Source organism: Lentimicrobium sp. L6 (assembly GCF_013166655.1).
Classification (GTDB): domain Bacteria; phylum Bacteroidota; class Bacteroidia; order Bacteroidales; family UBA12170; genus UBA12170.
In genome coordinates, this window is the sequence record NZ_JABKCA010000069.1 from 1 (window position 1) to 18,691 (window position 18,691).

General features: G+C 35.3%; 14 protein-coding genes. 12 read left to right on the forward strand and 2 right to left on the reverse strand.

The genetic code is table 11. The features are described from left to right. The first annotated feature begins 108 nt into the window (after positions 1-108). The 10 genes from HNS38_RS15830 (at position 109) to HNS38_RS15875 (ending at position 13,967) form a co-directional block, all read left to right on the forward strand. Positions 109-423, forward strand: coding sequence for a hypothetical protein (locus tag HNS38_RS15830; RefSeq protein WP_172346698.1), 315 nt, complete (start codon positions 109-111; stop codon positions 421-423). A 167-nt stretch (positions 424-590) separates the two neighbouring features. Further along, positions 591-1,070, forward strand: coding sequence for a hypothetical protein (locus HNS38_RS15835; protein ID WP_172280750.1), 480 nt, complete (start codon positions 591-593; stop codon positions 1,068-1,070). 115 nt (positions 1,071-1,185) lie between these two features. Further along, positions 1,186-4,941: a TonB-dependent receptor domain-containing protein gene (locus HNS38_RS15840; RefSeq protein ID WP_172280748.1), complete on the forward strand. Its 3,756-nt coding sequence runs from the start codon at positions 1,186-1,188 to the stop codon at positions 4,939-4,941. 43 nt (positions 4,942-4,984) lie between these two features. Continuing rightward, entirely contained in the window at positions 4,985-9,271 is a 4,287-nt protein-coding gene (locus HNS38_RS15845; protein WP_172280746.1) for a T9SS type A sorting domain-containing protein, read from the forward strand. Positions 9,272-9,322: 51 nt separating this feature from the next. After that, positions 9,323-10,381, forward strand: a complete 1,059-nt coding sequence (locus HNS38_RS15850; protein WP_172280743.1) for a PorV/PorQ family protein — start codon at positions 9,323-9,325, stop codon at positions 10,379-10,381. 130 nt (positions 10,382-10,511) lie between these two features. Next, a complete protein-coding gene (gene greA / locus HNS38_RS15855; RefSeq protein ID WP_371742936.1) occupies positions 10,512-10,976 on the forward strand; it encodes a transcription elongation factor GreA in 465 nt (154 codons plus the stop codon). An 8-nt stretch (positions 10,977-10,984) separates the two neighbouring features. Beyond that, on the forward strand, positions 10,985-11,386 hold the full coding sequence (locus HNS38_RS15860) for an HIT family protein (protein ID WP_172346699.1): 402 nt from the start codon (positions 10,985-10,987) through the stop codon (positions 11,384-11,386). Between the two features lie 11 nt (positions 11,387-11,397). Then, positions 11,398-12,195: a peptidylprolyl isomerase gene (locus tag HNS38_RS15865; RefSeq protein ID WP_172280737.1), complete on the forward strand. Its 798-nt coding sequence runs from the start codon at positions 11,398-11,400 to the stop codon at positions 12,193-12,195. 6 nt (positions 12,196-12,201) lie between these two features. After that, complete coding sequence (pheS, locus tag HNS38_RS15870; protein ID WP_172280734.1) at positions 12,202-13,221, forward strand: phenylalanine--tRNA ligase subunit alpha; 1,020 nt, start codon at positions 12,202-12,204, stop codon at positions 13,219-13,221. An 83-nt stretch (positions 13,222-13,304) separates the two neighbouring features. Continuing rightward, positions 13,305-13,967 (forward strand): response regulator transcription factor, encoded by a 663-nt coding sequence (locus HNS38_RS15875; protein ID WP_172280732.1) that lies wholly within the window; start codon positions 13,305-13,307, stop codon positions 13,965-13,967. A 134-nt stretch (positions 13,968-14,101) separates the two neighbouring features. Here HNS38_RS15875 and HNS38_RS15880 read toward each other — a convergent pair whose 3' ends face one another. Next, entirely contained in the window at positions 14,102-15,322 is a 1,221-nt protein-coding gene (locus tag HNS38_RS15880; protein ID WP_172346700.1) for a hypothetical protein, read from the reverse strand. 486 nt (positions 15,323-15,808) lie between these two features. On the opposite strand from HNS38_RS15880, the gene HNS38_RS15885 reads away from it, so the two are divergent. Both HNS38_RS15885 and HNS38_RS15890 read left to right on the forward strand, forming a co-directional pair. Continuing rightward, positions 15,809-16,432, forward strand: coding sequence for a hypothetical protein (locus HNS38_RS15885; RefSeq protein WP_172346701.1), 624 nt, complete (start codon positions 15,809-15,811; stop codon positions 16,430-16,432). A 57-nt stretch (positions 16,433-16,489) separates the two neighbouring features. Further along, positions 16,490-17,095, forward strand: coding sequence for a hypothetical protein (locus HNS38_RS15890; RefSeq protein WP_172280726.1), 606 nt, complete (start codon positions 16,490-16,492; stop codon positions 17,093-17,095). Between the two features lie 74 nt (positions 17,096-17,169). On the opposite strand, the gene HNS38_RS15895 is transcribed toward HNS38_RS15890, so the two are convergent. Further along, entirely contained in the window at positions 17,170-18,690 is a 1,521-nt protein-coding gene (locus HNS38_RS15895) for a serine hydrolase (protein ID WP_172346702.1), read from the reverse strand. Position 18,691 lies beyond the last annotated feature (1 nt).

Below are 18,691 nucleotides of genomic sequence, written 5' to 3' on the forward strand. Positions count from 1 at the left end.
TTAAACTATTTTCTTCTAAATATAGCTTTTTAACAAAGTATGCGTTTGCCCTGAGATAAATGAGAATGATTTTTATTTTTTCTGTATTTTTGGGGAAATTATTAATTGATGCAAATTTTATTCTCCGTTTTTAGGAAATTGATATATATATCTACAATTTTATTATTTATTGTATTGGTATCTTCGGCTTGTTCCTCTTCTGGAAAGTCGTCACGCTCTGATAGTCAAGCACAAAAAGAAATGGTTAAAAGACAAAATAAGGCCATTGATGAGGAGGTAGAGAAATATGATAAAAAGTATAAAGAGCAAACAGAACGGCAAGGGAAAAAGCAAAGAAAGAGAATTGAGAAAAGCAGAAAAAAACCAAAACATATGCGTCGACATGAAAGGAAGTTTTTCCTGTGGCGATGGCTGGGGATTTAGTTAAAACGTTAGAAAATTTTTAGAACTAAAAATATTCAAGTAATTGGTCAACATTTGTTATAAAATGCCACGACCATTTTTACCAGCTTGATATCAGATATTTGTCGCTTTTAACAAGATACATATATCCAGTTTTTTCCTATCTTTACCCTCTAAAAATATTTCCCATGGATGATTTATTATATACACTTTTAGTTTTTGGTTGGATAGCCTTTGGTATCTATAAAGGCATTAAAAAGAACAAAGCAACTTCCACAAAAACAAGCCCAATAATCGATCAAGATTTAAATCCCAGTTCTGATAAAAAAGCTAGTCCCTTAAGTGCCATTTTTAGTGAGGTTTTTGATCTTGCAAATGACGAACACGACGAAATAGACCATCCTTACCAAGCCGTTGAGTCTCCAAAAACACCTGAAAAACCTGTGTATTCCGAGAATCACCTAAGCGTAAATCGCCTAGATTCCTACTCAGGAAGCGATGCCATTTCTTCCGTTTTCGAAGATGAAAATCAGTCAGAAGATTCTTTTTACGAATCTAACGAGATAACTGATTATCAGCATGAAACGGACTCTGATATACATGAAGAGCGCGTAGTAGACTTGCGTCAAGCCATCATTCATCAGGTTATACTTGAGCGTCCATATTAATCGGATAGTTAACAAACGTTAATTTGTCTTAAAATTTCTTTTGGTTTTCACAGCATTATTTCGTTATTTTACCTGCTTTTATAGCATATTGAAAAATATAATAAAATTTCAAGGTATGATAAGAAATTTACTATTAACAACTGGAATAGTTTTATTCGCAAGTTTAATGGCTTTTGCTCAGCCAGGCACTCTGAAAGGAGTACTCCTAGATAAGGATAGCAAAGAGCCAGTCCCATTCGCCAATATTATATTGGAAGTGGGCGGTACCCAAGTAGGAGGTACTTCATCTGACTTTGATGGTAATTATACCATCAAGCCAATCCCTCCTGGTACCTATAATTTAAAAGCTTCTTCTGTTGGCTTTCAAGCCGTGCAGATTAACGGAGTAATTATCAAAGCAGGAACCATAGAGTTTCTCAATGTAGAGATGAGTTCTGGGGCTTTGAATTTGGACGAGGTCGAAATTACAGCTTATACGGTTCCTTTGATTTCTAAGGATCAAACTACCTCCGGAGCAACAGTAACTAAAGAAGAGATTGCAAAGATGCCTAATAGAAATGCATCTTCTATTGCAACCACCGTTGGTGGTGTATTCTCCTCCGATGGTGAAAGAGGAAGTGTAAGGGGGGCGAGATCTGATGAAACGGTTACTTATATTGATGGAGTAAAAGTTATTGGGTCTTCAAGTTTACCTGCATCAGCTCTAGAACAAGTAAGTGTGATGTTGGGTGGTACTCCAGCCATGTATGGTGATGTTACTGGTGGTGTGATTTCGATTACCACTAAAGGACCATCTCGTACCTTTGGTGGAGGTCTTGAACTTCAAACCTCTCAGTTCTTAGATGCCTTTGGTTATAATAATGCTGAATTTAACCTCACTGGTCCGTTATTTAAAGGTAAAGAAGAAAGTTCAACAGCGCTGTTAGGTTTCTTTTTAGCAGGTAGTGTTACACATGCTCAATCGACTTCTAATTCTGCAATTGGAATAAATAAAGCCACTGATGATTTTCAGAGTTATTTACATGGTACTCCAGTTCGTCCTGCAGGTATTGGTTTTGGTATTTATCAGAATGCAGAATTTACTACTGCAAATGATGTGGAAAATGTAAAAAACAATCCTAATACTGATAATTTAAGTGCTAACGTATCTGCAAAGCTTGATGTTAAGACCTCAGATAATACTACACTTACATTTGGTGGTTCTTTTAATTATAGTAAAGGAAAAAATTATAGCTACAGGAACACTATGTTTAACTGGGATAATAATTCAGTATCTACTGATTATACATGGAGAGCTTATGGTCGTTTTACTCAGAGGTTTCCTTCTAAAAAGGAAAGTACTAGTATCATGAAAAATTTCTTCTATTCTGTACAAGTGGATTATTCTCAACGAAAATTTAAAAATGAATCAGATAAGTTTAAAGACGATTTGTTTAAATATGGTTATTTAGGTAAGTATGAGTCATTGAAGTCTTCTTCTTACGAGAATCGCTTCGATACCATTACCAATACTCCTAATGTGAAACATTTGAATTCTTGGGATTTTGATACCTTAGTTTTATTTACCCCATCTCAAGAGAATATCGCTTTAGCAAATCATACCGCTCAGTATTATGATTTATTTCCGAATCCCTTTTTCCATTCTAACCTTGATATGATTTCGCTAGGTAATGGACTTTTAAATGGTCAGACTCCTGGTTCTCAGGGTCTTATATACGGAATGTTTACTGCCCCTGGTATTGTTTCTAATGGATATCAAGAATTTGAGCAAACACAATTAGGAGTAAATGTTGCTGCTGCTTTAGATATTGCTTCTCATGAAGTGAAGTTTGGTTTCCAATATGAGCAACAGTCTTCACGCTCTTTTAATTATGGGCCAAGAGGTTTGTGGACCTTGATGAGAGGTTTAACCAATTTCCATATTGGTGAATTAGATACTGATAATCCTTATTTGGTATATACCGATGGTATTTATCATGCTGATGATGCCCCAAGCGGACAATTTCTCGATACTGTGCTTTATTATAGAAAGTTCGATGGTGGAAGTCAAAGAACATTCGATAGAAACCTAAGAGTTAAATTGGGTCTGGATCCTGCTGGAGTCGATTTTATTGATATCGACTCATATGATATGGAGAATCAAACCATAAATGTTTATGATAGAGATGGAAAGATGACAACTATTTCGGTTGGTTCAGATCTTTATGATATCAATATGTTTAGTGCAGATGAGCTTTATCAAGAAGGTGGAAATACTTCTTTAATGGGTTCTTATGGATATGATTATACTGGTGAAAAATTAACTGGTAAACAAAGTTTTGATGATTTCTATACCAAGCAAGATGATAATGGCGATTTCTTGCGTCATGCTGGCGCTTATGAGCCTATTTATATGGCAGGTTATATTCAAGATAAATTTGACTTTAATGGTGACTTGGTTGTAAACGTTGGTTTACGTGTGGATAGATTTGATGCGAATCAATTAACATTAAAAGATCCCTATTTATTTTTCCCTGCAAGAACTGCTGGAGAATTAACCCAAGCCGATTATAACAAAATGAATAATGGTGATTCTAGACCAGGTAATATTGGAGAAGAATATGTTGTTTATGTTGATAATGTGGCTAATCCTACAAGTATTACTGGTTACCGTAATGGCGATACTTGGTATAATGAATTAGGAGCTGTTATTCAGGATCCTGCTCAACTTGATCAAGGTTCAGGAGTTTCTCCTTATTTACAGAATACCAATACCAATCAAGCTTTAAGTAAAGATGCCTTCCAAGATTATGAACCACAGTGGGCTTATATGCCACGTATTTCGTTCTCTTTCCCAATTTCTGATGAAGCTTTATTCTTTGCACATTACGATATCTTAACTCAAAGACCATTAGGAAATATTCGTTTTGATCCCGCTCAGTATTTATTCTATACTCAGACTACTACATTCAATAATCCTAATTTGAAGCCAAAGAAAACCATTGATTATGAATTAGGTTTTACTCAGAAGTTAACCAATACTTCTTCTTTAAGTATTGCGGCTTATTATAAGGAAATTAGAAATTTGGTTCAATACTCACGTTATGCTGGTGCTTATCCAAAGGATTATTATACTTATAAAAATATTGACTTTGGTACCGTTAAAGGTTTAACCTTAACTTATGACTTAAGAAGAACAAAAAATGTTAGAGTTAGAGCGGCCTATACTTTACAGTTTGCTGAAGGTACAGGTTCTTCTACAACTACTGCAGCAGCATTGGTAAACTCAGGTTTACCAAATCTACGTTCTGTGAATCCACTTGCTTGGGATAGACGCCATGCCATTAACTTAGTATTAGACTATCGTTATGGTGGTGGAAAGACTTATGACGGTCCTGTTATAAGCAGAGATAAATCTGGTAAAGCTCCCGTACAATTATTAGCAAATACTGGTGTTTCTCTTACCTTTAATGGTGGTAGTGGTACTCCTTATACCAGATCAGAAAATGTTTATGCTGTTGGTAGTGCAACATCGAATATCTTAAAAGGTACTTATTTTGGTTCTAGGATTCCATGGACATTCCGTATGGATTTACGAATTGATAAGGATATCAAATTCAAATTAAAAGAAGGTGGCAATGGTCGTCAGGCTTATATGAATATTTATTTTTCAATCAATAATATATTGAATTCTCAAAATATTCAATCAGTTTATTCATACACTGGTAACCCAGATGATGATGGTTATTTAACAGCACCTCAGTGGCAAAGTGAAATTTCTCAGCAGTTAAATGAGGAATCATATAGATTATTGTATGAGTCTTTTGTAAATAACCCTGGTAATTATAGCTCTCCACGTACTATTCGTTTAGGTGTAATGTTTAACTTTTAATTAGATGCTGAACTATATTTTGGAAATGAAAAAAAATAAAGAAATGAAAAATATATACAGGTTATTATTGATTTTATTGAGTTTCTCAGTTCTGGCACCTGTTAATGCAAGAGAGCATCAAGGAACCAATAAGTCAGCAAATCATGTTAAATCCACAGCGGCAGGTTGTACTCAAGCTACCAGTTATAGATTTTTGGATGTCAATAATGTGAGAGCCAGAATTAATACTGGCGGAGATATGTGGTGGGATCTTCCAGGAGGTATCGGATCACAATATTTTATTCCAGCAGCAGGAACTGCTACATCTTTATTCGCAGGAGCCTTATGGATTGGTGGACTGGATGTTAATGGTCAGCTAAAGTTAGCTGCTCAGAAGTTTAGACAAGATGGTATCGATTACTGGACTGGTCCACTTACTGTGGATGGAACAGCAGCTATTGATTCAGAAACTTGTGCTGAATACGACAAGCATTTTAAGGTAACTCGTGAGGAAGTGGATTTATTCCTAGCTTGGTGGGCTTCTGAAAATAAAGAAGAAGATTTCCCAGGTTATGCAATACCAGAATCTTTTTATGAGTGGCCAGCCCATGGTGATGTTTCATTGAATCAAAGTTATTACTTAGCTCCATTCTTCGATATGGATAAAGATGGTGATTATGACCCTGAAAATGGTGATTATCCTTATTATGATGTATATAATGAACTTTGCCCTATCAATTTTAAAGATGATCCAAATTATGTGCCTGCTCAAACTAGAGAGTCTGAGATAGGTATTGTAACTGGTGGTATTTTGGTTGACCAGGTTTTAAAAGGTGACCAGACTTTATGGTGGGTGTTCAACGATAAGGGTAATGCACATACCGAATCTGAAGGTGCAGCTATTGGTTTAGAAATTAGAGGTCAGGCTTTTGCCTTCGCGACTAATGATGTAGTCAATAACATGACTTTTTATAGTTACGAAATTATTAACCGTTCTACATTTAGATTAACGGAAACTTATTTCTCACCATGGGTAGATACCGATTTAGGTAAAGCTGATGATGATTATGTAGGTTGTGATGTTGGTCGTGGATTAGGTTATTGTTATAATGGTAAAGCTGTTGATGGAAACAATGAGCCAGAATCTTATGGTTCTCAACCACCTGCAATTGGTGTTGACTTCTTCCAAGGACCTTATTTAGATCCTGATCAAACGGATAACCCTAAATATACCTATATTACTGATATTGTAACAGGTGATACTATCGAAGAAGTTCAAATCGTTGATGAGAGTATCAATGGAGTGAATTTTGGTAATGGTATTGTTGATGATGAACGTTATGGTATGAGACGTTTTGTTTACCATAATAATGGTGGTGCAGCCTATATGAGTGATCCTAGTTCAGCTCCTGAATATTATAACCTACTTAGAGGTATCTGGAAGGATAATACTCAAATGATGTATGGTGGTAATGCTCACGTTTCTTCTGGTGCTGTTGGTCCTGAAACTAATTTTATGTTCCCTGGCAATTCTGACCCTTGGAATTGGGGTACTGGTTCTCTTCCTCCTAATGGTGGATATAACCAAGATGGTAAATATTGGACAGAAGAAGAAGCTGGTAACCAACCTGCTGATAGACGTTTTATGCAATCTGCTGGTCCTTTCGTACTAGAGTCTGGTGCTGTCAACTATATTACTGTTGGTATTCCTTGGGCACGTGCTGCTTCAGGGGGGCCATTTGCATCTGTTGAATTACTGCGTGTAGTTGATGATAAATGTCAAGCGCTATTCGATAACTGTTTTAAAGTTATTGATGGTCCTAATGCTCCAGATTTAACCTTTAGTGAATTAGATCAAGAAGTTATCTTTTATATCTCAAATAGAGAGACCAGTAATAACTACGGTGAAGCTTATAGAGAAAAAGATCCTAATATTAACTCTCCTGATACCGTAGAATGGGATGAGTATTATTCTTTTGAAGGATATCAAATTTATCAACTAAGTGATGCTTCTGTTACTGTTGAAGATTTCCGTGATGCAGATAAAGCCCGTTTAATTGCTCAGTACGATATTAAAAATGGTATTGGTCGTTTAATTAATTATGAGTTTGACGAGTCATTAAGTGCATCCGTACCTGTTTTGGCCGTTGATGGTTCTGATAATGGAATTAGCCACTCTTTTATGCTTACTGAAGATGCCTTTGCAGAAGGCTCTAAAGAATTGGTAAATAATAAGCAGTATTATTTCTCTGCCTTAGCTTATGCTCATAATAATTTTATGACTTATACTCAGGAACCAGGTGTATTGAATGGCCTTTATGGTCAAAAACTTCCTTACTTGTCTGGTAGAAAAAATATTAAAACTTATACCGTTATTCCTCATCGTCCAGTTAATGGTGCTGTTGTGAACTCCTCTTATGGTGACCAACCTCAAATTACTAGAATAGAAGGAAAAGGTAATGGTAATATGATTATTGAGTTAACTGATGAAACTATAGATGAAATAATGTCTCGTCCTCCTGCTGATTCTATTAATCATTTGGGAACTGATACTTATCCTATTGCTTATGAAGCTAAATATAAACGTGGTTATGGTCCAGTTGATATTAGAGTGGTTGACCCATTAAATGTTAAAGGTGGTCAGTTTGAGCTTCGTTTCGATTCTATGTATAGAGAATTAAATTATGATGTTACTGGTAACCTCGCTATCATTAGTGGTGGTGATACTGCTTCGATGTATGTTTCAGGCTGGAAGTTGAAAGATGTAGAAACTGGTGAAATTTACAGAAGTGAAACTAGTATTATCACAAGAAATGAACAAATTATCGGAGACCTAGGATTTGCAGTTAATTTAGAACAGATTTATTATTCTGGTCCTTATTTAGTTGGTAAGCGTCCCGATGGTACAGATCAAATATCAGTTTATGATGTTTTAGCTCCAAATAATAATGTATTATCTAGCGAAATTTTATTTGCCGATAGTTCAAACCAGTGGTTTGGTGGACAAAGAGATTTTGATTTCCCTGGTACTGCATTCGATTGGATTCGTGCTGGTTCATCATTTGCTGGTGATGTTGGAGATGCGGCTGACGATGATATGAATGGTCAATCAAATCCTTGGGATCCAAATGCCAATTTTGAAGGAATTGTTGGTGGTACTTGGGCTCCTTATTCTATGACAGCTGCCTATAATCAAAATGATTATGGTCCTGCATTTGATAAAGATTCTAGGGCAGATAATCCGCTATCAAATATTTCAAGTATCGATTTTGTAATCACATCTGATAAGAGTAAATGGACACGTTGTCCTGTTATTGAAATGCAACATGATAGAAGTTTATCTGAAGGTGGTGTAGAGCGTTTTGGTCTTAGAGCAAGCCCTTCTATTGATAAAGATGGAAACTTTGCTGAGCTTGGTGCAGAGCCTTCAGATAATGAAGAAGATGCCAATTATATTAGCTCTCATGGTATGGGTTGGTTCCCTGGATATGCTATTAATGTGGAAACAGGTGAACGATTGAATATCATTTATGGTGAGAACTCTTGGTTATCAGCAGAAAATGGACGTGATATGAAATGGAATCCAACTGCGAGTGTAACTAGCAATATTGATGGTAGTATTTTATTTGGAGGGATGCATTACGTATATGTGATGAGACCTGGCCAATTTGAAGGCAATCAACAAGTAGCTTCAATGACTTTCCCTGCCTATGATGCTGGAAAATCTTATCGTGATGAGTTGGAAGCAGCTGTTACATCTGTATTCCCAATGTTTGCCTATAGTCAAATATTTAGTACTGGTATGTGGACTACTATTCCTTATGCAGATCAGAATAGCTTCCTTAATAATGATGTGAAAGTTAAAATCAGAGTGGCCAAGCCCTATGCTCGTCATTATACTGGAATCCCTATTCCTGATACTGTTGAAACTGTTTATGGGAAAGTGAATAATAATTATCCATTATATCAATTCTCTACACGAGAGGATGCTACTGATTATGGTGTAGAAACTGCTTACGATGAGGATATGGACATGATTAGAGCGGTACCAAATCCATATTATGCATATTCAACTTACGAAACAGTTCCTCTTGATAATAGAATTAAAATTACCAACTTGCCAGATAAATGTTCGGTGACCATTTATAATTTGGCTGGTACCAAAATACGTGAGTTCCAAAAAGACAATGCTGTAACATCTGTTGAATGGGATTTAAAAAACTTTGCTGGTGTTCCAATTGCCGGAGGTATGTATTTAATACATGTTGAAGCTGATTTCAATGGAACTAAAAAAGAACGTGTTATTAAGTGGTTAGGAATGTTACGTAAATCTGACTTGAACACATTCTAATTTAATTTTAAGGCAAATAATTTGATTATAGAAAAAATAAAAATACATAGTATGAAAAGTCTATATAAAATCTCAATAGCGGTATTATTCATTGCATCAATCATACTGCCCCATCAGGAGGCCTTTGCCGGGAATAAAGACCGTTCAGGTCAGGCTGGCGCTTCAGAGCTCCTGATCAATCCATGGGCAAAAACAACTGGTTGGGGTAATGCAGGTTCGGCTACAGTAACTGGACTCGAAGCCATCTTTGGTAACGTTGGTGGTTTAGCTCAAACTAAAGGTTTAGATGTTGGTTTAACATATACAAACTATCTAAGTGCTGCAGACATTGGAATTTACTCCTTTGGTCTAGCCTCCAAGGTTGGAGAATCTGGTGCTTTCGGATTAAGTATCATGAGTATGAATTTTGGAACCATTGATCGTACAACAACACAGCAACCAGAAGGAGGAGCGGGTACTTATACTCCCTCTTCTATTAATATTAATCTAGCTTATGCTAAGTCATTTTCTAGTAGTATTCATGGTGGTTTAGTAGTGAAGATTATTTCTGAATCTACTTCCGATGTTTCTGCTCAAGGTTTAGCTATTGATGCAGGTATTCAATACATCACTGGACCAAACGATAACATTAAATTAGGTGTAGCTTTAAAGAATATTGGTACTCCAATGATTTATTCAGGAGATGGTATCTCAGTTAAATCTTTTCTTCCAGGTCAAGCAAATGCTTTTACAACAGAATGGAGAGGTGAGAAATTTGAATTACCCGCTCAGTTGAATATCGGTTTAGGTTACGATTTCCTTATTGGTGAAGTAAGTAAATTTACCCTTGCAGGAACTTTCGTTTCTAATTCATTCACCAATGACCAATATATTCTAGGTGGTGAGTTTTCACTTAGAGAAATTGTGTTATTACGCGCTGGATACACCTATGAGGATAAAATAAATGATGAACTTGAGAGTTTAACTCTTCATAGAGGTTTTAGTGGTGGTTTTAGTGTTCAAGTGCCATTAAATAAAGAAGAAGGTACACATATTGGTATAGATTATTCTTATCAAGCAACTAAAGTTTTCGACGGAATACACCGTATTGGTATTCGTTTAGACCTCTAAAGAATTACGCTATCTTATTAGCGTGATGATATTAAGAAATTTTGTTTCTTTGTAAAAAGAAAGGACTCTTATGAAAATAAGGGTCTTTTCTTAGTTAATGAATCAGATAAAAAATAATAAAATGTCAGAAATAAAATATTTTACAGAAGAAGGATTAAACAAGCTAAAAGCTGAAGTTAATCAATTGATCACTGTAGAACGCCCTTCCATTTCTCGTCAAATTGCTGAAGCTAGAGATAAGGGAGATTTGTCTGAAAATGCTGAATATGATGCTGCAAAAGAGGCTCAGGGCATGCTGGAAATGAGAATTTCTAAAATGCAAGCCGTAGTTAGAAATGCACGCATTATCGACGAATCAAAGATGGATTCTTCTAAAGTATTAATCTTATCTAATGTGAAGATTAAGAATCTTAAAAATGGCGCTGTAATGGCTTATCAATTGGTTCCTGAAAATGAAGCCGATTTAAAAAAAGGAAAAATTTCTGTTAGTTCGCCAATTTCTAAAGGATTGCTTGGAAAGAAAGTGGGAGATATTGTTGATATTAATGTTCCTGCAGGTACCATTCCATTCGAAATAATTGAAGTATCAAGATAGATAGCCTTATGAGTTCCATATTTGTAAAAATAGTAAATGGAGAAATTCCTTCTTATAAAATAGCAGAGAACGACAAGTTTTATGCTTTCCTCGACATCAATCCTCTTGCAAAAGGTCATACTCTAGTAATACCAAAAGTAGAAACAGATTATATCTTTGATATTGAAGATGAAGATTTGGCCGAGATGATTGTTTTTGCTAAAAAGGTTGGCTTAGCAGTAGAGGCTAATGTGCCTTGTAAGCGGATAGGTATGGCTGTACTTGGCTTAGAGGTTCCTCATGCTCACATTCATCTTATTCCTATTAATACGGTATATGATATCGATTTTAAACAGCCAAAGCTTAAACTGGAAACCTCAGAATTTGAAGAAATAAGTAAAAATATTAGAAAGACCTACCAAGGTCTGTAAAATATAGTTCTATGAAAAAGTCATTATATCTCGTTTTATTTAGTTTAATTTTCTGTGTTTCTATCGCACAAGAGACTCGCATAAAATTTATTATAGAAACTCCTTATGGAAATATGAAAGGAGAACTTTATAATGAAACTCCCGCCCATAGGGATAACTTTATTAAACTAGTTAACGAAGGATGGTATGAGAACTCTCCATTCCATCGTGTTATAAAAGATTTTATGATACAGGGTGGGGGAAATGAAGATGGGAGGCCTGACCCAGGTTATAAAGTCCCAGCTGAATTTTTACCTCAAAAATATGTCCATAAAAAAGGCGCTTTATCTGCTGCTCGTATGGGCGACAATGTGAATCCTACAAAAGCATCTAGTGGCTCTCAATTTTATATTGTTCAGGGGAAACCGGTGAGTGATGCCATGATGGATAATATGGAACAGCGTATGAATCAGGGTGCTCAGATGGGAATCATTAGGGAGTATTGTACTCGTCCTGAAAATGCAAAGGTTTATAAAACCATCGATTCCTTGCAAAGACTTAGAGACCGTGCTTATATCAATGCTTATATGCCTAAGTTAATTCAGCAAATGGAATCGGAAGGTATAGATATGAGCGGATATAAATATTCAGAAGAACAAAGAGCGGTTTATCGTACTCTTGGTGGTACGCCACATTTAGATGGTGGATATACCGTGTATGGTGAAATTACAGAAGGATTCGATGTAATAGATAAAATAGCATTAGTGCAAACTGGTGGAGCAGATAAACCCTTGGAAACAGTGAGCATGAAAATTAAAATAGTGGAGTAGCAAACAATGATTGACCAGGTAAAAGAATATATTAAAGAAGTGGAGGCGCTCAGCCTTCAGAAGATGGAGGATTTAGAAGCCTTCAGAATAAAGTATGTAGGTAAAAAAGGAATTATTCCTGCTCTTTTTGGTGAGTTTAGAAATGTGGCGAAAGAGGATCGTAAAGAAATGGGTGTACTCTTAAATAATTTAAAAAATGCTGTACAGGATAAAATCACTGAAGTTAAAGAGCAACTGGAGAGTCTACAAGTAGAATCTGGTGACTATTTAGATTTATTTATGCCGGTTAATGCTGAAGTGGGTAGTCGTCACCCCTTATCATTAGTGCGAAATGAAATAATAGAAATATTCTCTCGCATTGGTTTTAATGTGGCCGAAGGACCAGAAATAGAAGATGATTGGCATAATTTTACGGCGCTAAATTTCCCTGAAGAACATCCAGCACGCGATATGCAAGATACTTTCTTCATCGAGAAAAATCCAGATATCGCCTTGAGAACTCATACTTCTTCAACTCAAGTAAGAGTGATGGAGAATCAAAAGCCTCCTATTAGAAGTATTTTCCCCGGTCGTGTTTTTCGTAACGAAGCCATTTCTGCTCGTGCACATTGTATCTTTCACCAAGTAGAAGGTTTATATGTAGATAAGAATGTCAGTTTTGCCGATTTAAAACAGACCCTCATGTATTTTGCAAAAGAGATGTTTGGAGAGGAGACAGGAATTCGTCTTCGACCTAGTTACTTTCCGTTTACCGAACCTTCTGCCGAAATGGATATATCTTGCCACATTTGTGGTGGAAAAGGCTGTAATATATGTAAATACACTGGCTGGGTAGAAATCCTAGGTTGCGGAATGGTGGACCCTAATGTTTTGAAAAGCGCTGGAATAGATAGTGAAGAATATACTGGTTTTGCTTTCGGTATGGGCATTGAAAGAATTACTATGCTCAAGTATCAAATTAAAGATTTACGACTGTTTTTTGAGAACGATTTGAAGTTCCTACGACAGTTTGAAAACGTCATCTAAATTATTAAAGCTTCTTAACAGAAGCTTTTTTTTGTAGCTGAGCTTTTTTATTTATCTTAGCAATAGAAAGAAAAACAAAAATTATGAGCAAGATCAAAGTCTTGCTGGTGGATGATCACCAGATAGTTAGAGATGGTATTTTTGCCCTTCTCATTAAGGAACACGATATAGAAATTGTTGGGGAAGCTTCCAATGGTGATGAATTATTTGAAAAGCTTAAATTTATAAAGCCTGATATTATCATATTGGATATTTCATTACCCAAAATGTCTGGAATAGAGATAGCAGGTATTTTAACCAAAGATTTTCCTCAAATAAGAATCATTGTTTTCTCTTCTTACACTGATGAAGAGACTATCTTTAAAAGCATTAGAGCTGGCGCAAAAGGCTTTCTTCCTAAAGATAGCATGAGAGAAGATTTAGTGGAGGCGATTAAAAAAGTCAATCAAGGATTTGAGTATTTGAGTGAGAAGATTCCCAATACTATTTTAATGGATTACATTAAAAAGGCAGGCAATCAGGAAGAGAAATTCAATAACTCAAGATTAGGTAGCCTAACCAAAAGAGAGCGAGAAATTCTAAAACTTATCGCAGATGGAATGTCATATAAAGAAATCGGAAACGAATTATTTATTAGTGTTCGTACTGTGGAGACTCACAAGAATAACATCCTCCAAAAATTGGAACTTAAATCCACTATCGATTTGGTAAAATTTGCTATTAAAAACGATTTGATAGATCTATAATAGGGCTGGAATCTATTAATTGATGATGCTTCTTGAAAAATGTATAAGCGAGGAAATAGAAAATAGTATTCATTAGATATAAAAAAACAGGCTGTTCAATTCATTTGAACAGCCTGTTTTTTGTCATCCAAAATCTAGAAAGCATAGATTAATGATAAGGTGAATCTTAAATTACCTACTTCATAAGTATCATTAACTTTCCCATAAGAATCTGGTGTTCCATAAGCAGCTACGGTATATTCCCATTCGTTGGCTATAGTGAGATTTTTGACGGTATAATACCATTGTGGACTCACACGGTAAACATAATCAATGTCAGTACCTCTGGCATATACTGAACCAGCAATTTCTTCAGCGCAACCTTGGTTTTTGGCAATCCCACCAAATACACCCACTTTTAATTTACCAAAGGTATAATAGATAGTAGACCAAGCAGAAACAGCCGATATATTCGAATATTCAATCTGCGCATTTAAACTATCCACTGAAGCAATGGCCGTTCCTCCAAGCATTAAATGGTCGTATAAATTCTCGCCCCAAACTCCTTGCAACCTAATGTCCCATTTCTTATGTTTCACCTTAATAAAAGCCAAAGCGGATAAAGCTGGAACATCATCGGTCATCAATTGGTTGTCTAAGGTCATGCTTCTAAAATGAAGTCTTTTGTAATTTACTCCAACACCAGCAAAGACGCTTTTATGTGTCCAATGGGCTTGTAAACTTAAATCAGGAACTATACCTTCTCTTAAATATTTACTACTTACTCCTTGAGGACCCGTACTCGTGAAATCTCTCTGAGCATAAGCAACAGCGATCCATTTAATAGGTCCCATATTTTGAGTGAATCTAATTTGTGGTCCACGAGAAAAGGAGTGCATGGGGGCACCAGTATTTAAAGAAAGAATTTTGGGAATCATTTCAGGCACATCATTTGGATGCCAATATTGACCCACCAATAAACTATTGCTTTTCCAATCGAGTTTGATATAAGCATGGCGTAGACGTAAAGTATTATTGTGTGCATTGCTAGGGCCAGTAAAATCACCTTCAATATAAGCCATGCTTTTCGCATTCAATACAGTAATTCCATCTGCTTTAAAACCTAATCTTGAGGTCATTCCATATTGATTGCTCGATGGATGGTTGTTGATATCAATCCCATTGGCATCATATACTTTAGGTTTTGGATAGGCAATATAAAAGCCTTCACGGCCTTCTATATTTTGGCGGCTATCGAAAATATAATCGGCCTTAACAAAGCCACTTAGGCTAATCTTGGCCTTTTCTTTTTCTCCTTCTTGAGCCCAGATAAATACAGGTATTAATAAGGCGATTAAAATAAATTTAAATCTCATTTGATTGATCATTTGATTGATGTGATTTTTCGGCTGCAAAAGTAAAACGCAATCTAGTTTATATAGTCTTTATTTAAAATTCGCTTGCTTATTTAGGATGATTTCATTTTAGTTCATAATATCAATTGTGTCCTAATCATTATAAAAGATTCCTCGCTGCGCATCGGAATGACTATTGTTTTGGCAACGGAATAGTAAGAAGGGTTTTGCTTTTGGCATTGAGAAAAGCAAAACCCTTCTTACTCCATATCACCTCCTACGACACTGTCTTTCTGAACGAAATGCAATGAGGTGAAGAATCTTATTTAAAATGGAAGATGTATTGGACAGTATTGTTTTAATATTTAACTTTCATTAATAAACACATGGTAATAATTAAATGAATTATAACGTTTAATATGTGTTATGGCATACTTCTTGTAATTATGCCTCTTGGATATCCAAATATCATTTGATTTATTAACCAACCTATTAAAAACGATTACAATGAAAAAAATAATTTTATTGATGGTCATATCCATGGCCATATTGTCTGTTACTGCCCAAGAAAAGGTGAAACAGAAAGAATTGGGGCTTGTATTTCGAAATTTCAACAACTTTGGATTAATGTATAAGTTCGGGGATCAAAATTCTATGTGGAGATTGAAGTCTGTATATATCCGTACAATGAAGGATGACATAAAACAAGTTTTGTATAATCAAGATCAGTATCAAAATGAAATAATTCATAAAGGGACTAGTCTTGGACTTAGTTTTGGTAAGCAATACACTGCTCCTATTGACGAAAGAATTAGTTTTATTTATGGAGCAGATATTGAGGCTTCTTATGGTTATTACTATAAACAACAAGAATATGATCAAAGTGATTTGTATACCACAGAAAGGAAAATATTTGGTTTTGGCCTCAATTGTATTTTAGGATTTAATTATTTAATAGGAGAAAGCTTTGTGTTTGGTTTTGAATTATTGCCAGGTGCTTCCTATTCAATAGGAAAACGTCTGGAAGAATCAAATCAAGAGTCTTTTAATCATAAAGAGTATGACCTCTCATATTTTCAAATTGGATTATCAAGCTCATCAGCATTATTGAATTTTGCTTATAGGTTTTAATTATAAAAATAAAAAAACTTAATCTATTTAAGTATTATCACCCAATAAAACATTAAAATGAAAAAACTAATTATATTAATAGCAGTTTCAGTTTCTATATTAACTGCATCTGCACAAGAAAAAATAAAGCAACAGGAATTAGGTCTAGTTTTTCAAAATTTAGATAATTTTGGAGTCATGTATAAATTTGGACATCAGAAATCAATGTGGCGACTGAAGTCAATATACGGAACTACAACTAACTATAAAGAAAAAGGTGAGTATGAAGAAAACTCGCACAAGTATAATCGATTTGGAATAGGATTTGGAAAGCAGTGTAATGCCTCAATTGATGAGCATCTTAATTTCATTTATGGAATGGATATCACTGGCACGTATTCAAGTAGTTTGGATGAGGAGTTTGATTCAGAATCTGAATTAAGAAGAACTATAGAGGATAAAAGGTATAGTGTTGGTTTGAATTTTGTTTTAGGTTTTAACTATGCACTCAATCAACGATTTGTTTTTGGAGTTGAGTTATTACCAGGTGCAGACTATTATACTAGTTCTACAAGTACAAAATACGAGAAATATGAAAATGATGATACTGAAATGGATGAGTCAGGATTAAATATAGGATTATCTAGCTCATCAGCTTTACTAAGTGTAGCATACAGATTTTAAAAGCATCTGAATTAAATAAAAGCAGGAATTTGATGATTCAAATTCCTGCTTTTACTTTTATCACAACAGATAATCTAATCTAGTTTCTTAAAATCCAGATTAAAGAAGTGGAAATCATTGCTTTTTAAGTCAATTTTAAATCCTTCTATATTTCTTCTGGAATCAAAATCGAAGCTCACATATCCAGCTGGTAAGAAGGGGTCGGCAAAATGAACCTTGAAGGTATCGAAATGCCAATGCTCCATATCAGAATAAAACATTTCTTTGGCAGGCTCAAAAACTAAATGAAGTTGCTTATCTTTCAAAGAAATGATGGCTTTACCATACATTTTGTCTTCATATGTTCCTAAATATTTCTCAATCTCTAAACTGGGCTCTGTGTCCAGTACTCTCGATTCTTCTCGTCTTACTAAAGCTTCTTTTTCAGCCTTTTCTCCTCTGGTTTTGAATCCAACAAACATAGATGCCCAATCAGTGGATTCCTCTTTTAGATAAGAATCAAGGATATAAAGTTCCATAGCTGTGGGTGCGCTAGTTAATGTATTGGTCAAAATAATGATTCCTAAGTTTTCTTGAGGAACAAGAGTCACTTGAGAAATATATCCTGGCATTCCACCTGCATGCTCCACCACCTTTTCACCATTATGATCCCAAGCATTCCAGCCTAAAGCATAGGTACTAAATTGGGCACCAGTCATTCTTCTTAATCCATTAACCGATTTCATGGTTCTTGGAGCCATCATATCTCTAATCACATGAGCAGGGAGGATGGTATCTTCTTCAATGATGCCATTATTTAAAAGCATCCTTACCCATAAACTCAAATCTGCTGTACTGGAAAATATAGAAGCAGCAGCATGATGTCTTTTCATACTAAAACCTATTTCTTTATCATCAATCATAGGATATGCAATATTAGAGCCCTCCTCTAGTTTATTTCCACAAGTTACAGTAGATTCCATTTTTAAAGGATCAAGTAGATTTTCTTGAATATATTCTTCCCAAGTTTGTCCTGTTACCTTTTTCAAAATCTCACCTGCAACCATATACATGGTGTTTTGATAGCCATATTGATCGCGAAAACGATTCGTGATGGGTAAATATTGAAGCCTTTCTATCACATCTTCATCAGTTCTATTGGTTTCGTACCAGAGTAAATCACCATAAAAAGTACCCAAGCCACTTCTGTGAACTAATAGATCTTCAATGGTTAAATGAGTGGTGATATAGGGGTCGGCTAATTTAAACTCAGGCAAATAATCTATCACTAAATCATCCCAGTGCAAAAGGCCATCATTAACTAATTTTGCCATGGCAGCACCTGTAAATGCTTTGGTACATGAGGCGATATTATAAAGGGATTCGCTACCTACATCTTCACCATAACCAGCAGTACCCCAGTTTTTGTCAAAAACTACTTTATCGTCTTTAATAACCATCACCGATAATCCATGAAGTTCGAAATCTGTGAATGCCTTTGTTAAATAGGTATCTAAAGTATCAGGATGATTGGCGGGGTTTTGGGCAAATCCATTTAGAAATAGGAGGCTGATGCATACAGTCAGAAACCCTCTGTTTAAATTATATAAATTCATT